The sequence below is a fragment of the Rhizobium tumorigenes genome (genome assembly GCF_003240565.2).
Lineage (GTDB): Bacteria > Pseudomonadota > Alphaproteobacteria > Rhizobiales > Rhizobiaceae > Rhizobium > Rhizobium tumorigenes.
The window spans coordinates 1,833,917-1,857,012 of record NZ_CP117255.1; the positions used below are offsets into that span (position 1 = coordinate 1,833,917).

Annotated in this window: 22 protein-coding genes; 10 read left to right on the plus strand and 12 right to left on the minus strand. The window is 61.9% G+C overall.

Going from position 1 to position 23,096, the window contains the following annotated elements; all coding sequences use genetic code 11:
• The first annotated feature begins 78 nt into the window (after positions 1 to 78).
• From PR017_RS09085 to PR017_RS09095, 3 genes are all read left to right on the plus strand, one after another.
• Positions 79 to 1,356 carry a sugar MFS transporter gene (locus tag PR017_RS09085; RefSeq protein ID WP_111222875.1) on the plus strand — a complete coding sequence of 426 codons (1,278 nt, stop codon included), beginning with the start codon at positions 79 to 81 and terminating at the stop codon, positions 1,354 to 1,356.
• A 106-nt stretch (positions 1,357 to 1,462) separates the two neighbouring features.
• Positions 1,463 to 2,089, plus strand: coding sequence for a bifunctional nicotinamidase/pyrazinamidase (pncA, locus tag PR017_RS09090; protein WP_111222874.1), 627 nt, complete (start codon positions 1,463 to 1,465; stop codon positions 2,087 to 2,089).
• Positions 2,090 to 2,133: 44 nt separating this feature from the next.
• On the plus strand, positions 2,134 to 3,249 hold the full coding sequence (locus tag PR017_RS09095; RefSeq protein WP_240539158.1) for a glycosyltransferase family 4 protein: 1,116 nt from the start codon (positions 2,134 to 2,136) through the stop codon (positions 3,247 to 3,249).
• A 10-nt stretch (positions 3,250 to 3,259) separates the two neighbouring features.
• Here PR017_RS09095 and PR017_RS09100 read toward each other — a convergent pair whose 3' ends face one another.
• On the minus strand, positions 3,260 to 4,639 hold the full coding sequence (locus tag PR017_RS09100; RefSeq protein ID WP_240539157.1) for a polysaccharide biosynthesis protein: 1,380 nt from the start codon (positions 4,637 to 4,639) through the stop codon (positions 3,260 to 3,262).
• Between the two features lie 207 nt (positions 4,640 to 4,846).
• On the opposite strand from PR017_RS09100, the gene panC reads away from it, so the two are divergent.
• Together panC and panB are read left to right on the plus strand one after the other, a co-directional pair.
• Complete coding sequence (gene panC / locus PR017_RS09105; RefSeq protein WP_111222872.1) at positions 4,847 to 5,722, plus strand: pantoate--beta-alanine ligase; 876 nt, start codon at positions 4,847 to 4,849, stop codon at positions 5,720 to 5,722.
• A 1-nt stretch (position 5,723) separates the two neighbouring features.
• Positions 5,724 to 6,545: a 3-methyl-2-oxobutanoate hydroxymethyltransferase gene (gene panB / locus PR017_RS09110; protein ID WP_111222871.1), complete on the plus strand. Its 822-nt coding sequence runs from the start codon at positions 5,724 to 5,726 to the stop codon at positions 6,543 to 6,545.
• Positions 6,546 to 6,554: 9 nt separating this feature from the next.
• Here panB and PR017_RS09115 read toward each other — a convergent pair whose 3' ends face one another.
• Entirely contained in the window at positions 6,555 to 6,809 is a 255-nt protein-coding gene (locus PR017_RS09115; RefSeq protein WP_111222870.1) for a DUF2164 domain-containing protein, read from the minus strand.
• A 125-nt stretch (positions 6,810 to 6,934) separates the two neighbouring features.
• Between PR017_RS09115 and PR017_RS09120 the strand changes: the two genes are divergently transcribed.
• Together PR017_RS09120 and PR017_RS09125 are read left to right on the plus strand one after the other, a co-directional pair.
• Positions 6,935 to 7,657, plus strand: coding sequence for an AzlC family ABC transporter permease (locus tag PR017_RS09120; RefSeq protein ID WP_111222869.1), 723 nt, complete (start codon positions 6,935 to 6,937; stop codon positions 7,655 to 7,657).
• Positions 7,658 to 7,659: 2 nt separating this feature from the next.
• Positions 7,660 to 7,971 (plus strand): AzlD family protein, encoded by a 312-nt coding sequence (locus PR017_RS09125; protein ID WP_111222868.1) that lies wholly within the window; start codon positions 7,660 to 7,662, stop codon positions 7,969 to 7,971.
• A 27-nt stretch (positions 7,972 to 7,998) separates the two neighbouring features.
• Here PR017_RS09125 and PR017_RS09130 read toward each other — a convergent pair whose 3' ends face one another.
• Positions 7,999 to 9,834 (minus strand): aminopeptidase P family protein, encoded by a 1,836-nt coding sequence (locus tag PR017_RS09130; protein WP_111222867.1) that lies wholly within the window; start codon positions 9,832 to 9,834, stop codon positions 7,999 to 8,001.
• Positions 9,835 to 10,122: 288 nt separating this feature from the next.
• On the opposite strand from PR017_RS09130, the gene PR017_RS09135 reads away from it, so the two are divergent.
• Complete coding sequence (locus tag PR017_RS09135; protein WP_162854792.1) at positions 10,123 to 10,287, plus strand: hypothetical protein; 165 nt, start codon at positions 10,123 to 10,125, stop codon at positions 10,285 to 10,287.
• Between the two features lie 204 nt (positions 10,288 to 10,491).
• Here the strand turns inward: PR017_RS09135 and PR017_RS09140 are convergent, their stop codons facing one another.
• Together PR017_RS09140 and PR017_RS09145 are read right to left on the minus strand one after the other, a co-directional pair.
• The gene (locus PR017_RS09140) at positions 10,492 to 11,370 is read right to left on the minus strand and encodes a 50S ribosomal protein L11 methyltransferase (protein ID WP_111222866.1); all 879 of its coding nucleotides are present in this window, start codon (positions 11,368 to 11,370) and stop codon (positions 10,492 to 10,494) included.
• Between the two features lie 217 nt (positions 11,371 to 11,587).
• Positions 11,588 to 12,193, minus strand: coding sequence for an SCO family protein (locus PR017_RS09145; RefSeq protein WP_111222865.1), 606 nt, complete (start codon positions 12,191 to 12,193; stop codon positions 11,588 to 11,590).
• A gap of 231 nt (positions 12,194 to 12,424) precedes the next feature.
• Here PR017_RS09145 and PR017_RS09150 point away from each other — a divergent pair, with 231 nt between their 5' ends.
• On the plus strand, positions 12,425 to 12,889 hold the full coding sequence (locus tag PR017_RS09150; RefSeq protein WP_111222864.1) for a chemotaxis protein CheW: 465 nt from the start codon (positions 12,425 to 12,427) through the stop codon (positions 12,887 to 12,889).
• Positions 12,890 to 13,100: 211 nt separating this feature from the next.
• Here the strand turns inward: PR017_RS09150 and PR017_RS09155 are convergent, their stop codons facing one another.
• Positions 13,101 to 13,589 (minus strand): CreA family protein, encoded by a 489-nt coding sequence (locus tag PR017_RS09155; protein WP_111222863.1) that lies wholly within the window; start codon positions 13,587 to 13,589, stop codon positions 13,101 to 13,103.
• A gap of 64 nt (positions 13,590 to 13,653) precedes the next feature.
• Positions 13,654 to 14,244 (minus strand): 3'-5' exonuclease, encoded by a 591-nt coding sequence (locus tag PR017_RS09160; RefSeq protein ID WP_111222862.1) that lies wholly within the window; start codon positions 14,242 to 14,244, stop codon positions 13,654 to 13,656.
• Between the two features lie 269 nt (positions 14,245 to 14,513).
• On the opposite strand from PR017_RS09160, the gene PR017_RS09165 reads away from it, so the two are divergent.
• Positions 14,514 to 15,050 carry a GNAT family N-acetyltransferase gene (locus PR017_RS09165; protein ID WP_111222861.1) on the plus strand — a complete coding sequence of 179 codons (537 nt, stop codon included), beginning with the start codon at positions 14,514 to 14,516 and terminating at the stop codon, positions 15,048 to 15,050.
• A gap of 25 nt (positions 15,051 to 15,075) precedes the next feature.
• On the opposite strand, the gene ligA is transcribed toward PR017_RS09165, so the two are convergent.
• The 5 genes from ligA to ftsZ all read right to left on the minus strand — a co-directional run bounded on the left by ligA (position 15,076) and on the right by ftsZ (position 23,085).
• Positions 15,076 to 17,226, minus strand: a complete 2,151-nt coding sequence (gene ligA / locus PR017_RS09170) for an NAD-dependent DNA ligase LigA (protein WP_111222860.1) — start codon at positions 17,224 to 17,226, stop codon at positions 15,076 to 15,078.
• A 77-nt stretch (positions 17,227 to 17,303) separates the two neighbouring features.
• On the minus strand, positions 17,304 to 18,977 hold the full coding sequence (gene recN / locus PR017_RS09175; RefSeq protein ID WP_111222859.1) for a DNA repair protein RecN: 1,674 nt from the start codon (positions 18,975 to 18,977) through the stop codon (positions 17,304 to 17,306).
• A 13-nt stretch (positions 18,978 to 18,990) separates the two neighbouring features.
• A complete protein-coding gene (locus tag PR017_RS09180) occupies positions 18,991 to 19,863 on the minus strand; it encodes an outer membrane protein assembly factor BamD (RefSeq protein WP_206423232.1) in 873 nt (290 codons plus the stop codon).
• Positions 19,864 to 20,086: 223 nt separating this feature from the next.
• Complete coding sequence (lpxC, locus tag PR017_RS09185) at positions 20,087 to 21,043, minus strand: UDP-3-O-acyl-N-acetylglucosamine deacetylase (protein WP_111222858.1); 957 nt, start codon at positions 21,041 to 21,043, stop codon at positions 20,087 to 20,089.
• A 302-nt stretch (positions 21,044 to 21,345) separates the two neighbouring features.
• A complete protein-coding gene (gene ftsZ, locus PR017_RS09190) occupies positions 21,346 to 23,085 on the minus strand; it encodes a cell division protein FtsZ (protein ID WP_111222857.1) in 1,740 nt (579 codons plus the stop codon).
• Between the last annotated feature and the right edge of the window lie 11 nt (positions 23,086 to 23,096).

Sequence of the window (23,096 nt, forward strand, 5' to 3'; positions counted from 1 at the left end):
CGGGCCGCTGCCAATCTGCCGCCCGGCAGGGCCTGAAACGTTTCAGGCGCGGCGACAACAGTTTTGAGGATCAATAAAGTGGCTGGGATAACAACAAGCAGCTCTGCTCCGGCAGGCGCAAAAGCGCCCGCAGGACAGAACCATCAATTTGCGCTTATTGCGCTCACCTCTCTCTTCTTCATGTGGGGCTTCATCACCTGCCTGAACGATATTCTGGTTCCGCATCTGAAAAACGTTTTTCAGCTGAACTACACGCAGTCGATGCTGATCCAGTTCTGCTTCTTCGGCGCCTATTTCATCGTCTCGCTGCCGGCGGGCGCGCTGGTCAAGCGCATCAGCTACAAGTGGGGCATCGTTGTCGGCCTGGCGATCTGCGCCGTCGGCTGCCTGATGTTCATCCCGGCTGCCAGCTACCGCGTCTATGCGCTCTTCCTCGCAGCCCTCTTCGTGCTCGCGTCCGGCGTCACCATCCTTCAAGTTGCCGCCAACCCCTATGTGACCGTGCTGGGCCCGCCCGACACGGCAGCCAGCCGCCTGACGCTGACCCAGGCTTTCAACTCGCTGGGCACCACCATCGCGCCGATCTTCGGCGCCCTGCTCATTCTCTCCGCAGCCACCGTTGCCGTCACCAACGCAACGCCCGAGCAGCTAGACGCGATCCATGCCGCCGAAGCGGCGACGGTGAAGTTCCCGTATTTGATCCTGGCAGCCGCCTTCCTGGTGCTCGCCGTGATCTTTGCGGCGCTCAAGCTTCCCGATGTCGACGAGGAAGAAGACCTTGACCCGATGCACGGCGGCGGCTCTGCCTGGCAGTATCGCCATCTGGTGCTCGGCATGATCGGCATCTTCGTCTATGTCGGCGCTGAAGTCAGCATCGGCAGCTTCCTGGTCAACTTCCTCAGCCAGCCCGATATCGGCGGCCTGACGGAGTCAGAGGCAGCCCATTATGTGTCTTACTTCTGGGGTGGCGCCATGGTCGGCCGGTTCATCGGTGCCGTGGTCATGCGCTACGTCGACGATGGCAAGGCGCTGGCCTTCAATGCGCTCATCGTCGCGATCCTGCTTGTGGTGACCGTGATGACCACAGGCCATGTCGCCATGTGGGCCATCCTTGCGGTCGGTCTCTTCAACTCGATCATGTTCCCGACGATCTTCTCGCTGGCGCTTCACGGCCTCGGCCGCTTCACCAGCCAGGGCTCCGGCATCCTTTGCCTCGGCATCGTCGGCGGCGCGCTTCTGCCGGTTCTGCAGGGCGTGCTGGCCGATACGATCGGTATCCACCTCGCCTTCCTGATGCCGATCCTATGCTACGCCTACATCGCCTATTACGGCATCAAGGGCCACAAGCTCCGCTAACGGCTTGAACCCAGTGCGCCTCGTACGCTGTGCGGGGCGCAAAACACTTGATCCTTCCGCGCCGTCTTGGCATCGTGCGCCAAGACATGGATGGAAGGACGTGACGATGAAGGCCCTGCTGCTGATCGATATCCAGACCGGCTTCTGCCCCGGTGGAAACCTAGCCGTTCCAGGCGGCGACCAGATCGTGCCCGTCGCCAACAGACTGATCGACAGCGGCAAGTACGACCTTGTCATCGCCTCGCAGGACTGGCACCCCGAAGGCCATGGCAGCTTTGCCTCCTCCCATCCCGGCAAGAACCCTTTCGACATGGGCATGCTCTCCGGCAAGCCGCAGATGATGTGGCCGGACCATTGCGTCCAGGATACCCCGGACGCCGCCCTCCATCTCGACCTCCATGCCGGCGCCATCGATTTCATCCAGCAGAAGGGCCAGAACCCTGAGGTCGACAGCTACTCCGCATTCCGCGACAACGATCAGGCGGCCCTGACCGGCCTCGCCGACTATCTGCGCGAGCGACAGGTCACGGAACTCGATCTCTGCGGCCTCGCCACCGATTACTGCGTCAAGTTCTCCGCCATCGACGCCGTCGAGATGCTGCCCGGCGTCAGGGTGCGTTTCATCGAGGACGCCAGCCGCGGTATCGACCCTGCCGGCGTAAAAGCCGCCATCGACGAAATGCGCGTGCGCGGCGTGGCGATCATCGACAGCGCCGAGGCGCTCAACGCCTGAGCGATTGGCGGAGGCGCTAAACCTTCCTTCACGAAGATCGCCGAATGTGGCGGAAACGCCATGGGGCCATTGCCGTGCAAACCATCACCATCAACGGCCGCTTCCTGACGCAGCCCCTTTCGGGCGTGCAACGGTTCGCAAGGGAGCTGACACTGGCGCTGGATGCCAGGATCTCGTCTGGCAATGTGCCAGATGCCCTTAAAGAGGTTAACTGGCGCCTCGCCGTCCCCGCTGGGTCCGCCGTTGACCTCGATCTTCACGCCATCGGCGTCGATGCATTCGGCGCGGGGCCCGGGCACGTGTGGGAACAGACTGCGCTGTATGCTCATGCCCGCAAAGGTCGATTGCTGGGCTTCGGCGGCAGCGGCCCGCTGCTGCACCGGCGCCAGGCGGTTGTCATTCATGACGTGACGATCTTCCGCCATCCGGGCTCCTTCAAGCGCAGCTACCGGCTACTGCACGCCGCCCTCGGCTTTGCACTGACCCGGACGGCAAAGATCGCCACGGTCTCGGAGTTTTCCCGCCGCGAACTCGCCTCTGTCTTCAGGGTGGCGGCCGCCGGTATCGATGTCGTCTACAACGCGGTCGATCATTTTGCCGCCATTGCGCCGGATACCGGGATCATCAACCGGCTCGGCCTCTCCACGAACGGCTTCTTCGTGCTGGTCGGCACCATGAAGCCCAACAAGAACCTGGAGTTTGCCATCCGCGCCTTCGAAGCCCTTGGCAACACCGGCCAGAAGCTGGTCGTGGTCGGCGGCAGTGCGCCGAGCGTTTTCAAATCGAAGGACGCGGCCTCGACCGGCAGCATCCTCTATCCCGGCAGGCTGACCGATGCCGAGATCGTGGCGCTGGAACGCCACGCGACCGCCTTCGTCTTCCCGAGCCTCTACGAAGGTTTTGGCATTCCGCCGCTGGAGGCGATGACGCAAGCCTGCCCGGTCCTGGCGGCAGATATCCCGGCAGTTCGGGAGGCCTGCGGCACGGCCGCCCTCTATTTCGATCCGACCAGACAGGAGGAACTGACCGACGCGATGCGCCGCATCTGCGACGATCCATCCCTGCGCCAGTCTTTGCAGGATGCCGGCCGGATGAATGTCAGTCGTTTCTCCTGGGATACAAGCGCCGGCCGCATCCTCGACATGCTGGCAGCCCTCTGACGCAGCCGCGCTAGGAGGTGGCCGCCGCGCTGAACAGCCGCCTGAAATAGCTGTACAGCCCGGCGAGGCAAAAGACGCCGCCGCCGATCACGCCGACAGCCACTGAGGGCCAGAGCGCCTGACCGTAACCGGCAGTCGCCGCAACCGGGATGGCAAGGCCCACTGCCGCAAAAGCGACCGGTTGCCAGACGAAATCGAACGGCAGCGTCACCAGCACCCTTAAACCAACCACCATGGCCAAAAGTGCACCGACCATGCCGCCCGCCATCAACGGTCCGCTTGCGCCAAGCATTGCTGAAATTGCCAGCGTCCCGCCGTTCAGCAACAGGCAATCGACGGCCGATAGCAGGAAAATCGACAGCAGCCTGTGCCGAAGATGCGCCGGTGTCGGCAGCATGTTGAGCGTCAGCGCCCGGCAAAGCGCCAGCCCGACAACGAAGGGTGCAGCACTCATGAACCCGTCCCGGAGAGCCGGCGCGATAACGAACAGGCCGATGGGTTGCAACAGGGCAAAAATGCCGGCAGCCGTCATCAGCGTAAAGCCGGTCAGCAGCGAGTAATAGGCACCCAGTTGCGCCTTGAAAGCACCGGTTTCGCCGTCCCGGTCGTAAAGTGCCACGACATCGGGGTATTGGATCGCCTGCAGCGCCGAGACGATGAGCACGAAGGGCCGCTGCAGCAAATCGAGCGCCAGCAGCGCGCCGGCAGCACCGGTTGGGCCGAGGACACTGGTCAGGATCGCCTTCAGGCCGATTGGTGCCAGCAGGCCGACGACCGAGGCGCCGGCTGCGACGCTCCCATAGACGAAATGCTTACGGGCAACGGTAGCGTCGAACCTCGCGCGCTCCCGCGCGACGCTGCGGGTCAGCGCCACCGCCAGTAGCGAGTAGACCACATAGCCAGCCAGAAGCCCTAAGACCGCAGACATGAAGGTCGGGGCCAGCAGCGCTCCGTTGAGCGTGCCCGCGGCGAGGATTGTTGCGCGCGATCCCTGAAGCCTCGAAAAGGTGCGAAATTCCTGGCGGAAGCGCAGCATTGTCAGATGCAGGTCGCTCGCGCCTTGAAAGATCGCCACAAGACCGCCAACCAGCGCCACGCCGACAGGCACGGCAAACAGGATCGACACCGCAGCCGCGACCACACAGATAAGCGCGCAAGCGGCAAACTCGACCTTCAGAGCGCGCCGTTCTGTCGGCTCGCTTCCCGTCTGGCCGGGGTAAAACCGGCTGCAAGCAAAGCGGATCCATTCGAAACAGAGGATCGCTGCAAACTGGCTGATGGAGATAAACAGCGAGTAGGCGGAATAATCGGCAGGCGACAGCCAGTGGGCGACGACGATCAGCAGCCCGAATGCCACCGCCGCCTGATAGAAATATGCCACCAAAGCCACGATCTTCGCCATTCGACCACATAAGCGCAAAAAGCTGACGAAAATGCTAAGTCGCCGCTCATTCCGTGGTTGGCAGCGCAGGTTCCGCGCGAAGCGCCGAATTGCCTTTGGCATCGCGGCGCGCTAGGAGAGCCTGCCGTTTCGTGGATGGGATGCATGGCCGGCTAGCGGGACTTCGGTTTCGCCCTGCGTCGGGAGGAATGATCTATGGACGTGACCAGCACCATTGCGGAGATGCGCGCCAGGCTTCTGCCGCATCTGCGCGCCGGACGACGCATCGGCCTCGTGCCGACCATGGGCTATCTGCATGCCGGACACCTGGAACTTGTCCGCCGGGCGCGGAGTGAAAACGACATCGTCGTTACCTCGATCTTCGTCAACCCGCTGCAATTTTCGGCCGGCGAGGACCTGTCGAAATATCCGCGCGATTTCGAGCGTGACAGCGCAATGCTGCGCAAGGCCGGAGTCGACTATCTCTTCGCCCCGACGCCTTCAGACATGTATCCGAAACCGATGCAAGCCGTCGTCGACGTGCCCTCTCTCGGAGCCGAACTCGAGGGCTCCGTGCGTCCCGGCCACTTTGCCGGCGTCGCCACCGTCGTGACCAAGCTCTTCAACATCGTCCAGCCCGACAAGGCCTATTTCGGCGAGAAGGATTTCCAGCAGGTAACCCTGATCCGCCGCATGGTCGAGGATTTGGCGCAGCCGGTGACCGTCGTCGCTGTCCCGACGGTGCGCGATATCGATGGTCTGGCGTTGTCATCGCGCAATAGCTACCTCACCGCCGATGAGCGCGCCGCTGCCGTCATCGTGCCACAAGCGCTCGCAGAAGCCGAACGCCTCTACGCGGCGGGCGTCCGGGAGCCCGCAGCGCTGGAAAGTGCCCTCACCGACTTCATCGCGCGCGAGCCGCTCGCCACGCCCGAAGTGGTCGCCGTGCGCGATCCGCAAACTCTGAAACCCTTGGCGGCCACCGGCGAAAGCCCGATCCTCGTCGCCCTCTTCGTGCGGATCGGAACAACCCGGCTGCTGGACAACCGCGTCATCGGTCAAATCAAAGCCCGCAGCGAAAAGGCCGCCTGACATGAGTGCCACGACCTCCGCCAAGCGCATCACACCAGCCCGCATCGAAGCGATGAAGGGCACGCGCCCTGTCGTCGCGCTGACGGCCTACACGACGCCGATGGCGCGTCTGCTCGATCCTCACTGCGATCTGCTGCTGGTCGGCGATTCGCTCGGCATGGTGCTCTACGGCCTGCCGACCACGGTCGGCGTGACGCTGGAGATGATGATCGCCCACGGCCAGGCCGTGATGCGCGGCGTCGCCCACGCCTGCGTCATCGTGGACCTGCCCTTCGGCACCTACCAGGCCTCGAAGGAACAGGCATTCCTGAGCGCTGCCCGCATCATGAAGGAAACCGGCTGCGACGGCGTCAAGCTCGAGGGCGGACGGGAAATGGCCGAGACCGTCGCCTTCCTCACCGCGCGCGGCATTCCCGTCTTCGGCCATGTCGGCCTGATGCCGCAGTTGGTCAACACCAACGGCGGATACCGCGCACTTGGTCGCTCGGACAAGGAATCGGACAAGATCCGTGACGATGCCGCCGCCATCGGAGAGGCTGGCGCCTTTGCCATCGTTATCGAAGGCACGGTAGAGCCGCTGGCCCGCGAGATCACTGCGAGCCTTTCGATTCCCACCATCGGCATCGGCGCCTCGCCTGCCTGCGACGGCCAAGTGCTCGTGTCCGACGACATGCTCGGCCTGTTCAGCGATTTCAAACCGCGCTTCGTCAAGCACTTCGCCAATCTCGCGCCGCTGATCTCGGAAGCCGCCGCAGCCTATGCGGAAGACGTGAAGGCGCGGTCGTTTCCCGGGCCTGAACATACGTTTCAGCCGAAAAGCTGACTCAATACGTCAGGTCTCGTCAGTGCGTTCGCGCTCGAGCAGATAGATTGCCTCACCGAAATCCTCCATCTGCTTCGTCAGCGCCGCATGGGCGTCGCGCAGACCCTGGTTGTAGAAGAATGCGCCGATATCGTTGGCGAAAAACTCCAGCAGGAATTCGGCCGGCAGCACGCCGATGGTCTGGTCGAGCTCATCGGCGAAATATTGCCGGATGCGCGTGACGGCAGCGGCCTTCTCCTCCTTGGGTAGAATGATCTTCTTCATCTGTGCCCTCCTCGAGCGCCGCAAGGTTCAGCGAAATCGATCCATCGATCAAGGAAATTCAGTTGCCGCTGCCGGCCCCTCGCCTTACAGGGAAGCCCGCAACCGGAAATAATGCAGGGCTTGAGATGAATCGCGCGGACTTTCAGGAGGGACTACGCGGCGGTATCCTCGTAGGCCTTGCCTCCACACCCTTCGGCGCCCTGTTCGGCGCCATCGCCCAAGGCCACGGCCTGTCGCTCGGCGAACTGACATTGATGAGCGGCATCGTCTATGCCGGTGCCAGCCAGCTGGTCGGCCTCGATCTATTCGGTCACGACGTCGCCGCTTGGCTGATCGTCCTGTCGATCCTGGCAGTCAACTTTCGCCATATCCTCTATTCGGCGGCCATTGCCCGCTACATCAGGCACTTCAACGGCATCCAGAAGGCCCTGACCTTCTTCCTGCTCGTCGATCCGCAGTTTGCCGAGACGGTGAAGCGCGGCGAAGCCGGCAAGCAGGTCAGCTTTTCCTGGTATATCGGCCTTGCGTTGATGGTCTATATTCCCTGGGTATTCGCAAGCTTCATCGGCGGCCTGCTGGGCAGCCTGATCGGCGATCCCCGCTCGATCGGCCTTGATGTGCTGCTGCCCCTCTATTTTCTCGGCATCGTCATCGGCTTCCGCAAGCGCGACAATTTCCTGCCCGTCGTCGTCGCCAGCGCCGTCGCCGCCGTCGTCGCCTACCGTTATGTCGGCTCGCCCTGGCATGTCAGCATCGGCGCGCTTGCCGGCGTCGCATTGGCCGCCCTCCTGCCGCCAGTTAAAAGCAACCGCAAGCCCGACCTCGCCGTCGAAAACCACGAGGTGTGACGATGACACAATTCGATCCCCACATGCTGTTGCTCATACTCGCGGCTGCCGGCGTAACCTACCTGACGCGCATTGGCGGCTACGTTCTCATCACCCGAATGACCCGCATCCCGCCGCGCATGGAGGCCGCCCTCAACGCCGTGCCTGCCGCCGTGCTGACAGCGCTGATGGCCCCTACCTTCTTCAACGGTGGCATCGACCTCAAGGTGGCGCTGGTAGCAGCAGGATTGGTCGGCCTTTATCTGCCGGCCAGCGCAATGCTCGTCACCGGCTGGATCGTCGTCATGGCCTGGCGCCAGTTCATCGGCGCCTGATCCTAACTTCGCGTGCAAAGTTCGGCCTCAGTGGCCGAGCGGCAGCGTCGCATTCTCCAGCCAGCTGCGCACTTCGGCGTCATGGATAAGCGGCATCAACGCCTCGCGGGTGCGCGCGTGATAGTCGTTCAGCCAGTGAAGCTCGTCATGGGTCAGCAATTCCGCAATGATCAGGCTGCGGTCGATGGGGCAGAAGGTCAGCGTCTCGAAACCCAGCATGTCGATATCGCCGCCGTCGATCGGCTCCGCATCGCGGACATAGATCAGGTTCTCGATTCGGATGCCGAAGCTGCCGGGGCGATAGTAGCCGGGCTCGTTCGACAGGATCATGCCGGGCAGCAGTTCCTGTGTCGAGAGACGGGCAATGCGCTGCGGGCCTTCATGCACCGACAGGAAGGAGCCGACGCCATGGCCGGTGCCGTGGGCATAGTCGGCTCCGGCCTTCCAGAGCGCGATGCGGGCCAGCGGATCGAGATCGCAGCCGCGCGTGCCGACCGGAAAGCGCGCCGTGCTGATGCCGATCATGCCTTTCAGAACCAGCGTGAAGAACTGCCGCTGCTCCTCCGGCACGGTGCCGACGGCAACCGTACGGGTGATGTCGGTGGTGCCGTTGATATATTGAGCGCCCGAATCGAGAAGGTAGAGTTCACCAGCCTGCAGCAGCCGGTCGCTCTCCGTCGTCACCCTGTAATGGATAATGGCGCCATGCTCGCCGGCTCCTGAAATCGTGTCGAATGACAGGTCCTTCAGCGGATTTTGCATCGCCTGGCCGACTTCGGCCCTGACAGCCTCGAGTTTACGAGCTGCGTCGATTTCCGAAACGGTGGCCGGCTTCTGCGTCTCCAGCCAATGAAGGAAGGTCACCATCGCCGCGCCGTCCTGCAGATGGGCAGCAGCCGAGCCATTCAGCTCCGCCTGATTCTTACGGGCGCGCGGCAGTCGTGCGGGATCGCTACCCTCCACAACCTCGCCACCGGCGCTGCGGATAATGTCGGTCAGAGCCTGCGCTGCCAGATCCGGATCGACCATTACGCGCGCGCCATTCGCGGAAGCGGCATTCAGCCTCTCGACCAGATCGGACGGGGGAAATTGCTGGCAAAGTTGCGCCAGGTAGGCTTCCGCCTCGATATTGGTCTTGCGCTTGTCGAGAAACAGCTCCGCCCTGCCGCCGGCATGAATAATCGCCCGGGCGAGCGGATGCGGTGTATGCGGCACGTCATTGCCGCGAATATTAAAGATCCAGGCGATCGACGAGGGATCGGTGACCAGCACGGCCGCGCAGTTCTTCTCTTCCAGAAGCCGTGCAATAGCGCCGATCTTCTCGCTGGCAAGCACGCCGGCCTGCTCCACCGTCTGGATGGTCACGGGTCCGAGCGGCTCGGCAGGGCGGTCTGTCCACAGGCGATCAAGCGGATTGTGCGGCAGGAACACAAGCGTGCCGCCGATCTCGCCCAACGCCTTTTCCAGCCGTCGCACTTCCGCGCCGGTGTGCAGCCACGGGTCGATCCCGAGCCGAAGCCCCTTGGCGGCGTGCTTCGTAAGCCACTGGTGCGGCGGTTCTCCAACGAGATCGCCACCGGAAAACACTGTCGTATCCACCTGCTCCAGCAGCTGAGTCGTGTAGCGGCCATCGACGAAAACAACGGCCTGCGATTGCGTTACCAGCGCCACGCCGGCTGAACCAGTGAAGCCGCTCAACCACGCCAGTCGCTCCGAGCAGGCGGGCACATACTCGCCCTGGAACTCATCGGCGCGCGGCACCAGAAATGCATCGATCTCGAGAGCTGCAAACGAGGCTCGAAGCCCCTCGACGCGTTCACGGCCGAACTGCGGTGTGGAAGTGACATCAAAAGACTGGAACATGGGGCATCCAAAAGCTGACAAAGCGAATCCGCGTATGGCGGTTGCCTGCATGTTATCCCAATTCGCCACCATTGCGAGACGCGCCCCTCGCATTAATGCCTGTTAATGCCCGTTAACGACTGCGCCTATTTCATGGGCAGAATCGAGCGATTATGACTCAATCACGACAATACCCATAACATAAACGCATAGCTCCCATTCCGCATTAAATCTGTGCTGCACTGCGGGATAGTTTATAAGGGGTTCATCAGACGGGTTGAAAGCAACCCACCCAAAAGGAATACCACTATGAACACTCCCCGTTTCGCATACAGCAGCCCGATGCAGGCTGGCGAACGCCGGACCGTACGTCACGTAATCGGCGCCCTGCGCGTTGCAGACAGCGAAGCTTCCCGGATCATCGGCGTAAGCCGCGGCGACGTGCGCAACACGAACACCAGCTACGCATTCTAGGATCGGTCGATACGGCTTCTCCTCCCGGCCGACGACTGACGAGAATGCGAAACGCCCGCTTGAGCATTTCCTCCCCTCTGCTCGCGGACATGATCAGGTAACACTGATCTGCAAGGCGACACCTCTGGTGTCGCCTTTTGCATTTCCGGGGAAATTCAATAACTTGGAAAAAAATCTGGAATCACTGCGCGAGGCGGTCAAGGCTCAGGCGCGGTCGAGATGGATTGTCACCCAGCCGTTGCGCCAGATGGTACGGACATGGCGCAACCGTGCCCCGTTATAGGCGGCAATCACTTTCCAGCGTTGGGCTGCAAGGATACCGGACAGGATGACAGACCCGCCGGGAGCAAGGTGGTTGGCAAGCTGCGGCGCCATGCGGATCAGCGGCCGCGCAAGGATGTTGGCGATAATCAGGTCGAAAGGGCCATGCCGGGAAAAGGCCGTCGAGTGAAATCCAGGAGCGGTTTCGAGCGAAATTCCCGAGGCTATGCCGTTACGCACGACGTTTTCGCGGGCGACCCGAACCGCGATGGGATCGATGTCGGTGGCCAGCACCGGAATATTCTTAAGTTTTCGCACGGCAATGGCCAGCACGCCGCTGCCGGTGCCGAGATCTAGCGCATTGCGGACGCGGCGGCTGCGCATCACCGTCTCGATGGTTTCGAGGCAGCCGGCAGTCGTCCCGTGATGACCCGTGCCGAAAGCCTGGCCGGCATCGATCTCGATAGCGATCTCGCTGGCGCGGATCTTGTCGCGATCATGGGAGCCGTGGACGACGAAGCGGCCGGCGCGCACCGGCTTCAGGCCGTCGAGCGAGCGGGCGATCCAGTCGACGTCGGGGATGATCTCCTTGTCGATCGCAAGACCCGGATAGGCGTCGGCCAGTAGCGCCTCGAACCGAGGGCGAACGTGCTCTTCCTGATCCGCATAGAGGTAGATCGAGGCTTCCCAGATATCCTTCTTCTCGTCGATCTCGGATGTCGCGATCGGCAGTTCCTCGTCTTCGAAGACAGGCGTCATCAGGTCGAGGATCCGCTCGGCATCGCGCTCGGTCGTCGTCACATACAGGCGAATCTCATTCAACGCTTCGGTCTCTCATCGTCGTTCAGTCCAGCCGGTCGATGGCGGTTTGCAGGTGTCGTACCCCGCGACATGGCGCAAAAGCAAGCGGTGGACGACGGGAAGCCCCATTACCGGCGGGTTCATGGTCACAAAGCTCATCGGGCGCCGCGTCTCATGCCTACCTGACGTATCGTGGAGCGTAGAACCGCCAGACCGACAGGTCCGGCACAGCCACCCCCTACCCCTTGTCAATCAGGTTCTGCAGCTTCTTGACGGCCGTATCCGGATTTTCCTGATAGGCAATGGTTCCTGCAAACCGGCCCTCCGCGTCCAGAAGATACACAGATGCCGAATGGTCCATCGTATAGTCGCCATTCGGATCCTTGGCGTCGAGCGGCACCTTGACCGCATAGACGCGGAAACCGTGCACCATCTCGGTCACCTTGTCGGTCGGCCCGGAAATGCCGGTGATGCGGCGCGAAACGTTCGAGACGTACTCGTTCATGATGGCAGGTGTGTCGCGTTCCGGATCGACGGTAATGAAATAGGCGCCGAGCTTGGAGCCATCCGGATCGACCTTCTGGAGCCAGCCATCCATTTCGAAGAGCGTCGTCGGGCAGACGTCGGGGCAATGCGTATAGCCGAAGAAGACCGCCGATGGCCGGCCGCGGAATGCCTTCTCGGTGATTGGCTGGCCGTTTTGCGCCACCAGCGTGAAGGGAACGCCAAAGGGGCCGCCTGCAGCAGCGGATTCAGGCGGTCTGGTGAAATAGAAAGAGCCCGCCCCGAGGAAGCCGGCCATCAAAGCGACTAGGACCCAGATCGCAATACGAAGTTTTTTCATGATGGATTCCCGATGCCAAAGCGGCCCGTCCAATGGAGTACCTGTTGAGAGGCTGCAGGGATACCGCTTCGGGCGGGCAACCGCAATTCAACACGCCGTCACCCATATCGAATATGCGCGATACCTTGGAAATCGGCACAACGTTAAGCTGATCGTAACCAGTCTCGGTCAACATGTTTTTCAACGGCAAACCTCAATGATTCCGCTCAGACGCTCCGGAAAGAACTTCACATGTCGAACGCCATCAAACAGTCGGGTGCCTACCTGGAAATCGTTTCTTTCCACCTTGCCGATCAGGAATTCTGCATCGACATCATGGCGATCCGCGAAATCCGCGGTTGGGCGCCGGTAACGCCGATGCCACACACCCCGCCCTATGTTCTCGGTCTCATCAACCTTCGCGGCGCGGTTATCCCCGTCATCGACATGTCCTGCCGTCTCGGCATGAAGATGACAGAGCCATCGGAGCGCTCTGCCATCATCGTCACCGACATCGCCGGCAAGCTGGTCGGCCTTCTCGTCGAGCAGGTGTCGGACATGATGACCATCAAGAGCGAAGACCTGCAGCCGGCACCGGAAATCATCCCGGAAGCACAGCGCGCCTTTTGCCGTGGCATCGTGGCCCTGGAAAAGACCATGGTCTGCTTCCTCAACCTCGACACCGTCATCGCCGACGAACTGGCGCAGGCCGCCTGAGCCAAGTTTTCGACATACACGGCAGTCGTGCAAGCCGATCGTCTCTGGCACACCGATCGTCGCTACTGCACCGGTCGTCATCCTCGGGCCTGTCCCGAGGATCTATCCAGCTCCCTTTTTGTCGACCAGCAGATCCTCGGCACAAGGCCGAGGATGACGGTGGGCGCTGACCGCTCAGCGAGGGCCAGACTGATACCCGCTTTCACGAGCCTCAGGGAGCGGGCTTGCCTTTTGTCCAGGTCACCGTCTGACCGTAGAGCGGGATGGTCGAGATCGACATCTTTGCCGAACCATCCGTCAGTTCGCGCGAATGGGCAAGATAGATCAGCGTGTCGTTCTTCTTGTCGTAGATCCGGTTAACGACAAGCTTCTTCCAGATCAGCGACATGCCGGACTTGTAGACCTCTTCGCCGCCCTCTGACAGGTTGATATCGTTGATTTGGATCGGACCTGTCTGGCGGCAGGCGATGGAATTGTTGGACGGGTCCTCGAACCATTTCCCCTTGCGCAGACGGTCGATCACACCACGGTCGAAATAGGTAACGTGACAGGTGACGCCGGTGATTTCCGGATCCGGGACGGCATCGACGAGGATATCGTTACCCGTCCAATCGACACCGACCTTGCCGACGACTTCGGCCGAAGCAGCGCCGGCAATGAGTGTGAGAATGGAAGCAGCGGCAAGAGCGAGGCGGCGCATGGAAAACTCCTTGTTGATCTCGCGCCGAAGATAAGTCGCAGGCGGATCATTGCAAGGAGAGACGTCAGCGCTTGCGGCAGGTACAGGGCTCGTAGCCGCGTGATGTCAGGCGACCGATCGTCATGCCGATTGCGGCTGGAATGCCGCCGACATCGACCGCCTTTACCGCCTTGGCCATCTCGATAGCGGCCGAGGCACAGATGGCTGCGTCTTCAGCGGCATTGTGATGCTTGAACCTCAGCGCCAGATGCTCGGCGATCACATTCAACCGGTGCGACAGAAGCTGCGGCCAGATACGCTGCGCCATTTTCAGGCTGCAGAGGTAGAACAACTCCGGATAGGACTGCCGGTAGTGATCGAGGCTCGCCCGCCAGACGCTGAAATCGAAGGACGCATTGTGGGCGATCATCGTGGCGCCGCGAAAATCCTCGTGGAACTCCTCCATCACCTCGGGAAACGAAGGTGCACCCTCGACATGCTCCGGCCGGATGCCGTGAATGGCGATGTTGAAACCCGAAAACCGCATTTCCTTCGGCCTGATCAGCCGCTCCTCCACCCGCACCACACGCCCGTCCTCAATCCACGCCAGTCCGACCGAACAGGCGCTGCCGCGCTGTTCGTTGGCAGTCTCAAAATCGATGGCAATAGTTTTCAAGGGTGATGTCCGATTCGTCTGATCAGTCAGTAGTAGCGAGGCTTGAGCCTTGAAGCAATTTGGCAGTGCGGTTGACATTCTTCCGCTGCTGAGGAAATCTGGGAGAGTGATCGGATCGCTCACCAACGTCATGCTTCACATCACCACCACCCTTCCAGGGTGTGGGGACGCGTTGCCGGGCTAAAACCCGACCGATCATCCCGACAACCCTGCCCGAGGCGAGCAGGGTTTGGGAACCGGCTCTCCTTGGCCAAACAAGGAGAGACCCCATGAATGAGACGCCGAACCCTGACAAATTGCGTGCCGTCGCACCTCCTGAAGGCTTGCTGGTGCGCGCAGCAGAGATCGATGATGCCGAGGGCATTGCGGCAATCGCTAACCTTCCCGGTTTTCGCGCAGGCACGCTGCGTCTTCCCTATCAGACGACGGACGATACCCGTCGCTGGCTGTCAAAAGCGGAGGCGGCATTGCCGCGTCTGGTTGCCGTCCTCGACGGAAAAATCGTTGGAAACGCAGGCCTACGGCGGTTTGAGGGCCGCAGGCAGCATGTCGGCAGCATCGGCATGGGCGTCCATGACGCATACACCGGCCGCGGCATCGGCAACGCCCTGTTGGGTACGTTGCTGGACTGCGCCGACAACTGGCTGAATATCCGACGCGTGGAACTCACCGTCTATGCGGACAACGTAGCCGCCATCGCGCTCTACAAGCGTTTCGGCTTTATCGAGGAAGGCCGGCTGATGGACTTTGCCTTTCGCGCCGGGTCCTACGTCGACGCCCTGACCATGGCGCGCCTGCGCCACTGAGGATGATGAAGGCTGCGGCCTTCCCTCACCCGATCAGCGCCAGCCACTCGTCCTCGTCCATCGTCTGCACTCCGAGCTCGCGCGCTTTGTCGAGCTTGGAGCCAGCACCGGGCCCGGCGACGACGATATCGGTCTTTTTCGAGACGGATCCCGCCACCTTGGCACCGAGGCTCTCCGCCGTCGCCTTGGCCTCGTCGCGCGTCATCTTTTCCAGCGTCCCGGTGAAGACCACGGTTTTCCCGGCCACCGGGCTTCCGGACGCCTTGGGCTTCTCGGCATCCTGCGGGCGCACCTCACGCAGCAGTCGCTCGATGACCTCGCTGTTGCGCGGCTCCTTGTAGAACTCGACGATGGCGCGGGCGACGACCTCGCCGATACCCTCGATGGCATTGAGGTCGTTCCATGCATCTCCCGTCAGCGGCGCTGCCTCGCGCATCGCCTCTCCGAAGGCCTCATATGTGCCGTAGGAGCGGGCCAGCAGCTTGGCATTGGTCTCGCCCACGTGGCGGATGCCAAGTGCATAGATGAAACGCTGCAAGGCGATCTCGCGCCGCCCGTTGATGGCGGCATAGAGCTTGCCGACGCTGACCTTGCCGAAGCCATCGATATTCTCGAGCCTGGTCAAGGACGCCTTCTGCCGCTCCTCCAGCGTGAAGATATCCGGCGCGGTGCGGATCTGCAGGGCCGGGTCGTCGCTTTCGAAGAAGAAATCGATCTGCTTGGCGCCCAGCCCCTCGATATCGTAGGCATTGCGCGAGACGAAGTGCTTCAGGTGCTCCTTGGCCTGCGCCTGGCAGGCAAAACCACCGGTGCAGCGGGTGACCGAATCGAGCTTGCCGGTCTTCTCGTTCAACTCCCGAACCGCATGACTGCCGCACACCGGGCAGACCTTTGGAAACTCGTAGGCGACACCTGCGGCGTCGCGCTTCTCAAGCACCACATCGACGATCTGCGGAATGACATCGCCGGCGCGCTGGACGATGACAATATCGCCGATGCGGATGTCGCGCCCGTCCCGCAAGGCCTCGCCGCCATTGCCGATGCCCTTGATGTAGTCCTCGTTGTGCAGCGTCGCATTGGTCACGACGACACCGCCGACGGTAATCGGCTCCAGCCGCGCCACCGGCGTCAGCGCGCCCGTTCGCCCGACCTGGATATCGATGGCTGTCAGCCGCGTAAACGCCTGCTCGGCCGGAAACTTGTGCGCAGTCGCCCAGCGGGGGCTGCGCGAGCGGAAGCCGAGCCTAGCCTGCAGCGCGAGATCGTCGACCTTGTAGACGACACCATCGATATCGTAGTCGAGATCGGCGCGCTTCAAACCAATATCGTCATAGTGGCTGAGAATATCGGTTACCGATTCCAGCCGCTTCATCAGCGGATTGATCGGAAAGCCCCAACGCCCGAAAGCCTCGACCATGCCGAGTTGGGTATCCGCCGGCATCTCGGACATCTCGCCCCAGGCATAGGCGAAGAACCGCAGCTTGCGGCTTGCCGTCACCTTGGCGTCGAGCTGGCGCAGCGAGCCGGCGGCCGTGTTGCGCGGGTTGACGTAGGTCTGCTTGCCCTCCGCCGCCATCTGGGCGTTCAGCGCCAGGAAGTCGCTCTTGGCCATGTAGACCTCGCCGCGCACCTCGACGACATCAGGCGCATCCTTCGGCAGCGTGTTCGGGATCTCCTTGATGGTTCGGATATTGGCAGTGACGTTTTCGCCCGTCGTCCCGTCGCCACGCGTCGCGGCACTTACCAGGCGGCCGTTCTCGTAGCGGATCGACATCGACAGCCCGTCGATCTTCGGCTCGGCGGTAAAGGCAATCGACTGGTCCGGCAGGCGGCCGAGGAAGCGGTAGATACCGGCGACGAAATCCTGCACGTCTTCTTGCGAAAACGTGTTGTCGAGCGACAGCATCGGCCGCGCATGGGTGATCTGGGCAAAGGTCTCGGACGGAGCAGCGCCGACATGCCGCGAAGGACTATCGATTCGCACCAGCGCCGGAAAGCGCGCCTCGATCGCATCGTTGCGCCGCTTCAGTGCGTCGTAATCGGCGTCGGAGATCTCCGGCGCATCCTTGCCGTGATAGAGCGCGTCGTGGTGGGCAATCTCGCTCGCCAGCCGCTCCAGTTCGGCGGCTGCATCGGCCTCGGTCAGATCCTCGACGGAGATAGCTTCGCTCGGCATCCATATCACTCCACAGTTTGAGTGGATCTTTCTAGAGCAATTCCGGCCGATGAAAAGATGCACTGCGACAGCAACGCTCAGCCGTTTCCGGATAACAGCCGTGCAGCAGCGGCCCGCGCCTCGTCTGTGATCGAGGCACCGGCCAGCATGCGGGCAATTTCCTCGGTCCGGTCCTCCGGCTCCATCGTCGCCACCCGCGTGGTGATCTTATCGGAACCATCGGCAGACGGGCCCTTGGAAATCAGCAAGTGGGTCGCAGCGCGGGCCGCCACCTGCGGCGCATGGGTGACGGACAGAACCTGCACCTTCTCCGACAGCCGCTTCAGCCGCTGGCCGATGGCATCCGCTACAGCCCCGCCGACGCCGGTATCGATCTCGTCGAAGACCAGCGTCGGTGCCGAGCCGCGGTCGGCCAGCGCCACCTTCAGCGCCAGCAGAAAGCGCGACAGCTCGCCACCCGACGCCACCTTCATGATCGGTCCGGGCCGTGTGCCGGGGTTGGTCTGCACGTGGAATTCGACGACGTCGATGCCCTCGGCGGCGCCGGCCGCCGGATCGGTTGTGATCTCGACCATGAAGCGCGCGCGCTCCAGCTTCAGCGCCGGCAACTCGGCCATCACGGCGTCGCTGAGCGACGTTGCGGCATGATTGCGCTTCTCGGAAAGGCTGTGGGCGGCACGATCGAAATTGCCCTTGGCAACCGCAAGTTCGGCATCGAGCTTGGCGAGCTTCTCCTCGCCGGCATCCACCTCAGCGAGATCGGAAATCATCTTCTCGGCCAGATCAGGCAGGCCGGTGACCGGAACGGAATATTTGCGCGCAGCTCCGCGCAAGGCAAACAGCCGCTCCTCGACCCGCTCCAGTTCGCGCGGGTCGTATTCGGTCTTGCGCAATGCCGCCTCGACTTCCATCTGCGCGTTCGACAACTGGTCGAGAGCTGCGTCCAGCAGGGCGACGGTGTCTTCCAGCAGGCCGGGAGCTTCCTGGCTCTTGCGCTCGAGGCGCCGCACCAGCGAGGCGATATGCGGCACGGGAGAGGCATTGCCGTTCAGGAACTCGGAGGCCTCGGAAATATCGCCGGCAATGCGCTCGGCTTTCATCATCTTCGAGCGGCGCTCGGCAAGATCGTCCTCTTCGCCATCCTGCGGAGAGAGCGTTTCCAGCTCCTCGACGGCGGCGCGAAGATAATCGGCCTCGCGGGCGGCAAGCTCGATCTTGTCGCGATGCTTCTTCAAAGCCCGCTCGCATTCGCGCCACTGGCGGTAGAGGCCGGAAACGGCGACGACCTCATCGGTGAGACCGGCAAAGGCATCGAGCAAGGTGCGATGGGCGTTGGTGTCGACTAGAGCGCGGTCGTCGTGCTGGCCGTGAATTTCCACCAGCAACTGCCCGGCCTGACGCATCAATTGGACGCTCAGCGCCTGGTCGTTGACATAGGCCTTGGTGCGACCGTCTGCAGACTGGGTACGTCGGAAAATGAGGTCGCCTTCGTCGTCGATACCGTTTCCACGGAGCAGCTTGCGGGCGCCATGGTCGAGGGCAACGTCGAAGACGGCGGTGATCTGGCCGCGTTCCTCGCCGTGGCGGACGAGCCCACCATCGCCACGGCCACCCATGGCGAGCGACAGGCTGTCGAGCAGGATTGACTTGCCAGCGCCGGTCTCGCCGGTCAGAACCGACAGCCCTTTTTCGAAGGCAAGGTCCAGCCGCTCGATCAGGACTATATCGCGGATCGAAAGCTGGACCAGCATCTCTTATTGGTTCTCAACTGCTACCGAGAAGAAGCTTCTTGCCGGCCCGTGCGATCCACGATCCCTCGTTCTGGCGTGGTTCGACGCCACCGCTCTTCAGCAGCTTGTACGAGTCGGCATACCACTGGCTGTCAGGGTAATTGTGGCCGAGGACGGCGGCAGCAGTCTGTGCCTCCTCGACGATGCCCATGGCGTAATAGGCTTCGACGAGACGCGCCAGCGCTTCCTCGATCTGGTTGGTGGTCGGATAGTTCTCGACGACAACGCGGAAGCGCGAAATAGCGGCGAGGTAATCCTTGCGTTCCAGATAGTAGCGGCCGACCTGCATTTCCTTGCCGGCCAACTGATCCTTGGCAAAGCGGATCTTCGCCTGCGCATCATCGACGTATTCCGACTTCGGATAGTTGTCGATCACCTTCTGCATCGCCTCGATGGTCTGCTGCGAGGCGCGCTGGTCCTGCGTGACGCTAACGATCTGCTTGGCATAGGATGCGCCGACCAGATACTGCACGTAAGCGGCATCTTCGGAACGCGGATACTGCTTCATGTAGGTGTTGCCGGTCGTCACGGCGTCGTCATAGTTGCCCGTGCGGTACTTGACGAAGGTGCTCATGACCAGCGCCTTACGGCCCCAGTCCGAGAATGGCTCTTGGCGGGTGATGGCATCGAACTTCTTGCCGGCCTCGCCCATGTTGCCCGCCTTGATGTTAGCAAGGCCCTGATTGTAAAGCTGCTCCGGAGGATCGGTCTCTACGCCGAGCTTGGTGATGTCGATGTCCTTGTCCGACTGGCAACCGGAAACGAACGCGCCGGTCCCTGCGAGGAGAAGCGTGACGAGCAAAGCCCGCGCTGTAATCTTCATGCTTTCAGATCCTGCAAAACCCATTCGGAAATTCCCAATTACCGCCACGACAAAAAACGAGTGCTACCGGCCCGCGTTTCTATCCATAAAAGCGTCGTCAGGGCAACGCAATGATGAACCATTAACGCATTTTTGTGGCGCTTCCACGAGATTTACCCGCATCCTGCCACCTTGCCGCCTTTCGTCCGCCCAAAAAAAAGCCGCCCCCTTTCGGAGGCGGCCACCCTGGTCGAACATTATCTGGAGGTCATGCGGACCAGGGAGCAAACTCGGGTGCGTTGACGGCAACAAAGTCGCGCGCGGCAGGGCGGCGGCGCGGCACGGATGTCTCGACGACCTCATAGGCAGAGGTGTCGCTGAGCAGTGCCTTCAGCGCGTTGGCGTTCATCTTGTGGCCACCGCGATAAGAGCGGTAGCAGCCGATGAACTGCGTACCGGCCAGAGCCAGATCGCCGACCGCATCGAGCGTCTTGTGACGCACGAACTCGTCCTTGGCATAACGCAGGCCTTCGACATTGATAACCGTGTTGTCGTCGGAGATGACGACCGAATTTTCCAGCGACGAGCCAAGAGCGTGACCGGATGCCCAGAGCCGCTCGACATCGCGCATGAAGCCAAAAGTGCGGGCGCGCGAAAGTTCTTTCTTGAAGGTCTCGGCGTTCAGGTCGCCTTCCCACTTCTGGCGGCCGATCAGCGGGCAATCGAAATCGATTTCGACTTCGAAGCGCGTGCCGTCATAGGGGCGGAACTCGCACCATGAGCCGCCCGATTCGATACGAACCGGCTTGACGATGCGGATGTAGCGACGCTTGACGCCGAGTGGCACGATGCCGGTCTGCTCGAAAGCTTCGATGAACGGATACGAGCTGCCATCCATGATCGGCATTTCGGCCCCGTGAACTTCGACCAGAACGTTGTCGAGGCCAATGGCGTAGATTGCAGCCATCACGTGCTCGACTGTCGCGACAGAACGGGCCGCAGAAAAGCCGAGAACGGTGCAGAGATCGGTGTTGCCGACCTGCGAGGAGACGGCGCGGAGCTCGGTGACATCGCCGTTATCGTGGATACGCTGGAAAACAACGCCGGTGTCGGCTTCGGCAGGAAGGAAGGTGATCGACACGTCAGCGCCGGAATGAACACCGATTCCGGAGAGTGTGACGGGGGCTGCAACAGTTGTCTGAAAACCCAGCAATCCAATTGCCATTTACGTTCTGCCTTATCATCCTGCACCGAACCGACTTGCTTTAGAGAAACTGCGATGTCGTGGTTCGGTCTGTTACTTGGCACGAAATTCAAAGTTGATCCGAAGAGCGGATGCGATTCCGTAGTGCGCTTGGTATCTACATACGCGCCACGTCGCGGCAAACCAAATCACTGTTTCTTTCGCAATGTAACGGAATCAGGTCACTGAAATTCCTAGGTAATTTCGCGCTGCGTAGGCCAGATAAGACACAGCCCCCGGAGCAGATATCTGCGCCGGGGGCCAAAGTTTGCGGGGCTGCGGGATCAGTTAGACTGACGGCGCAGGAATGCCGGGATCTCGAGCTGGTCGTCTTCATTGCTCATGCGCGGATGTGGCTGCTGGCGACCGTGATCGTCAAGCTGGCCGCGACGCGGAGCATAAAGGCTTGCCTCGGCGGACAGCGCCCGGCGCTGCTGCGAAGCCGCTGTGGGGGCTGGAGCGGTCATGTCGGCGGAAACATCGTCCTCGTCGCGACGGCCAAGCGAATTGGTGATTCGCTTCAGCAGGCCCATCGGGCCGCGTTCTTCGGCAGCTGCGTGGTTCGGCTGTGCACGATGATCCATCTCGGCTTTGACGACCGGGGAGAAATCCTCGACCTTTGGCATGCGGACCGCTTCTGCCGTCTGGCGGATAGTCGGATCCTGGCGCATCGGTGCAGGCTGGGGAGCCTGCATGACGGGCTGCTGCATGACCGGAGCGGGCTGCGGTGCGGGCGCCGACTGACGCAGCACTGGTGCTGCGGCTTCCGGGGCTGCGAAGATGCGGCTCTGCGGACGGAAGGCTTCTTCCTGCATCACAGGCTGCTGGACCGGCTGGGGAGCTGGCGCAACCTGACGGGTGGTCAGCATTTCCAGTTCCCGCTCCATATCGGCTTCCGCCATGCGGATCGTCTGGGCGATAGGATCGGCAGCCTTTGGTGCCTGCGCGACATAGGCAGGCTGAGCAGCGGCCGGTGCCGGGGCAACGGCCGCAGAAGGACGGACAATCGGCTTCGGCATAGAGCGAAGTTCCATGTTGCGTTCGGCTGCCATGTTCATGGCACGGTCAATGCCGGTAGCAACGACGGAGACGCGGATGATGCCTTCGAGCGATTCGTCGAACGTTGCGCCGAGGATGATGTTGGCGTCCGGATCGACTTCCTCGCGGATGCGGGTCGCAGCTTCGTCGACTTCGAACAGCGTCAGGTCACGACCGCCGGTGATCGAGATCAGCAGGCCCTGTGCACCCTTCATCGAGGTTTCGTCGAGCAGCGGGTTGGCGATCGCAGCTTCTGCAGCCTGCATGGCGCGGCCATTGCCCGATGCTTCGCCGGTGCCCATCATTGCACGGCCCATTTCGCGCATGACGGAACGAACGTCGGCGAAGTCGAGGTTGATGAGACCTTCCTTGACCATCAGGTCTGTGATGCAGGCAACGCCCGAGTAGAGAACCTGGTCGGCCATGGCGAACGCATCGGCGAACGTCGTCTTGTCGTTGGCGATACGGAACAGGTTCTGGTTCGGGATCACGATCAGGGTGTCGACCGACTTCTGCAGTTCCTGGATACCCATTTCGGCCAGGCGCATGCGGCGCCCACCTTCGAAGTGGAACGGCTTGGTGACGACGCCGACGGTCAGGATGCCCTTGTTGCGGGCGGCCTGGGCGACGACGGGAGCAGCACCGGTGCCTGTACCACCGCCCATGCCGGCGGTGACGAAGCACATATGCGTACCCTGCAGGTGATCGACGATCTCGTCGATGCACTCTTCAGCGGCAGCGCGGCCGACTTCCGGCTGCGAGCCGGCGCCGAGGCCTTCCGTAACGTTGACGCCGAGCTGGATGATCCGCTGGGCCTTGGTCATGGTCAGCGCCTGCGCATCGGTATTGGCGACCACGAAGTCGACGCCCTGGAGGCCGGCTGTGATCATGTTGTTGACGGCATTGCCGCCACCGCCACCGACACCGAACACGGTGATGCGGGGCTTAAGCTCGGTGATATCTGGCTTCTGCAGCTTGATCGTCATGGTACCGTTCC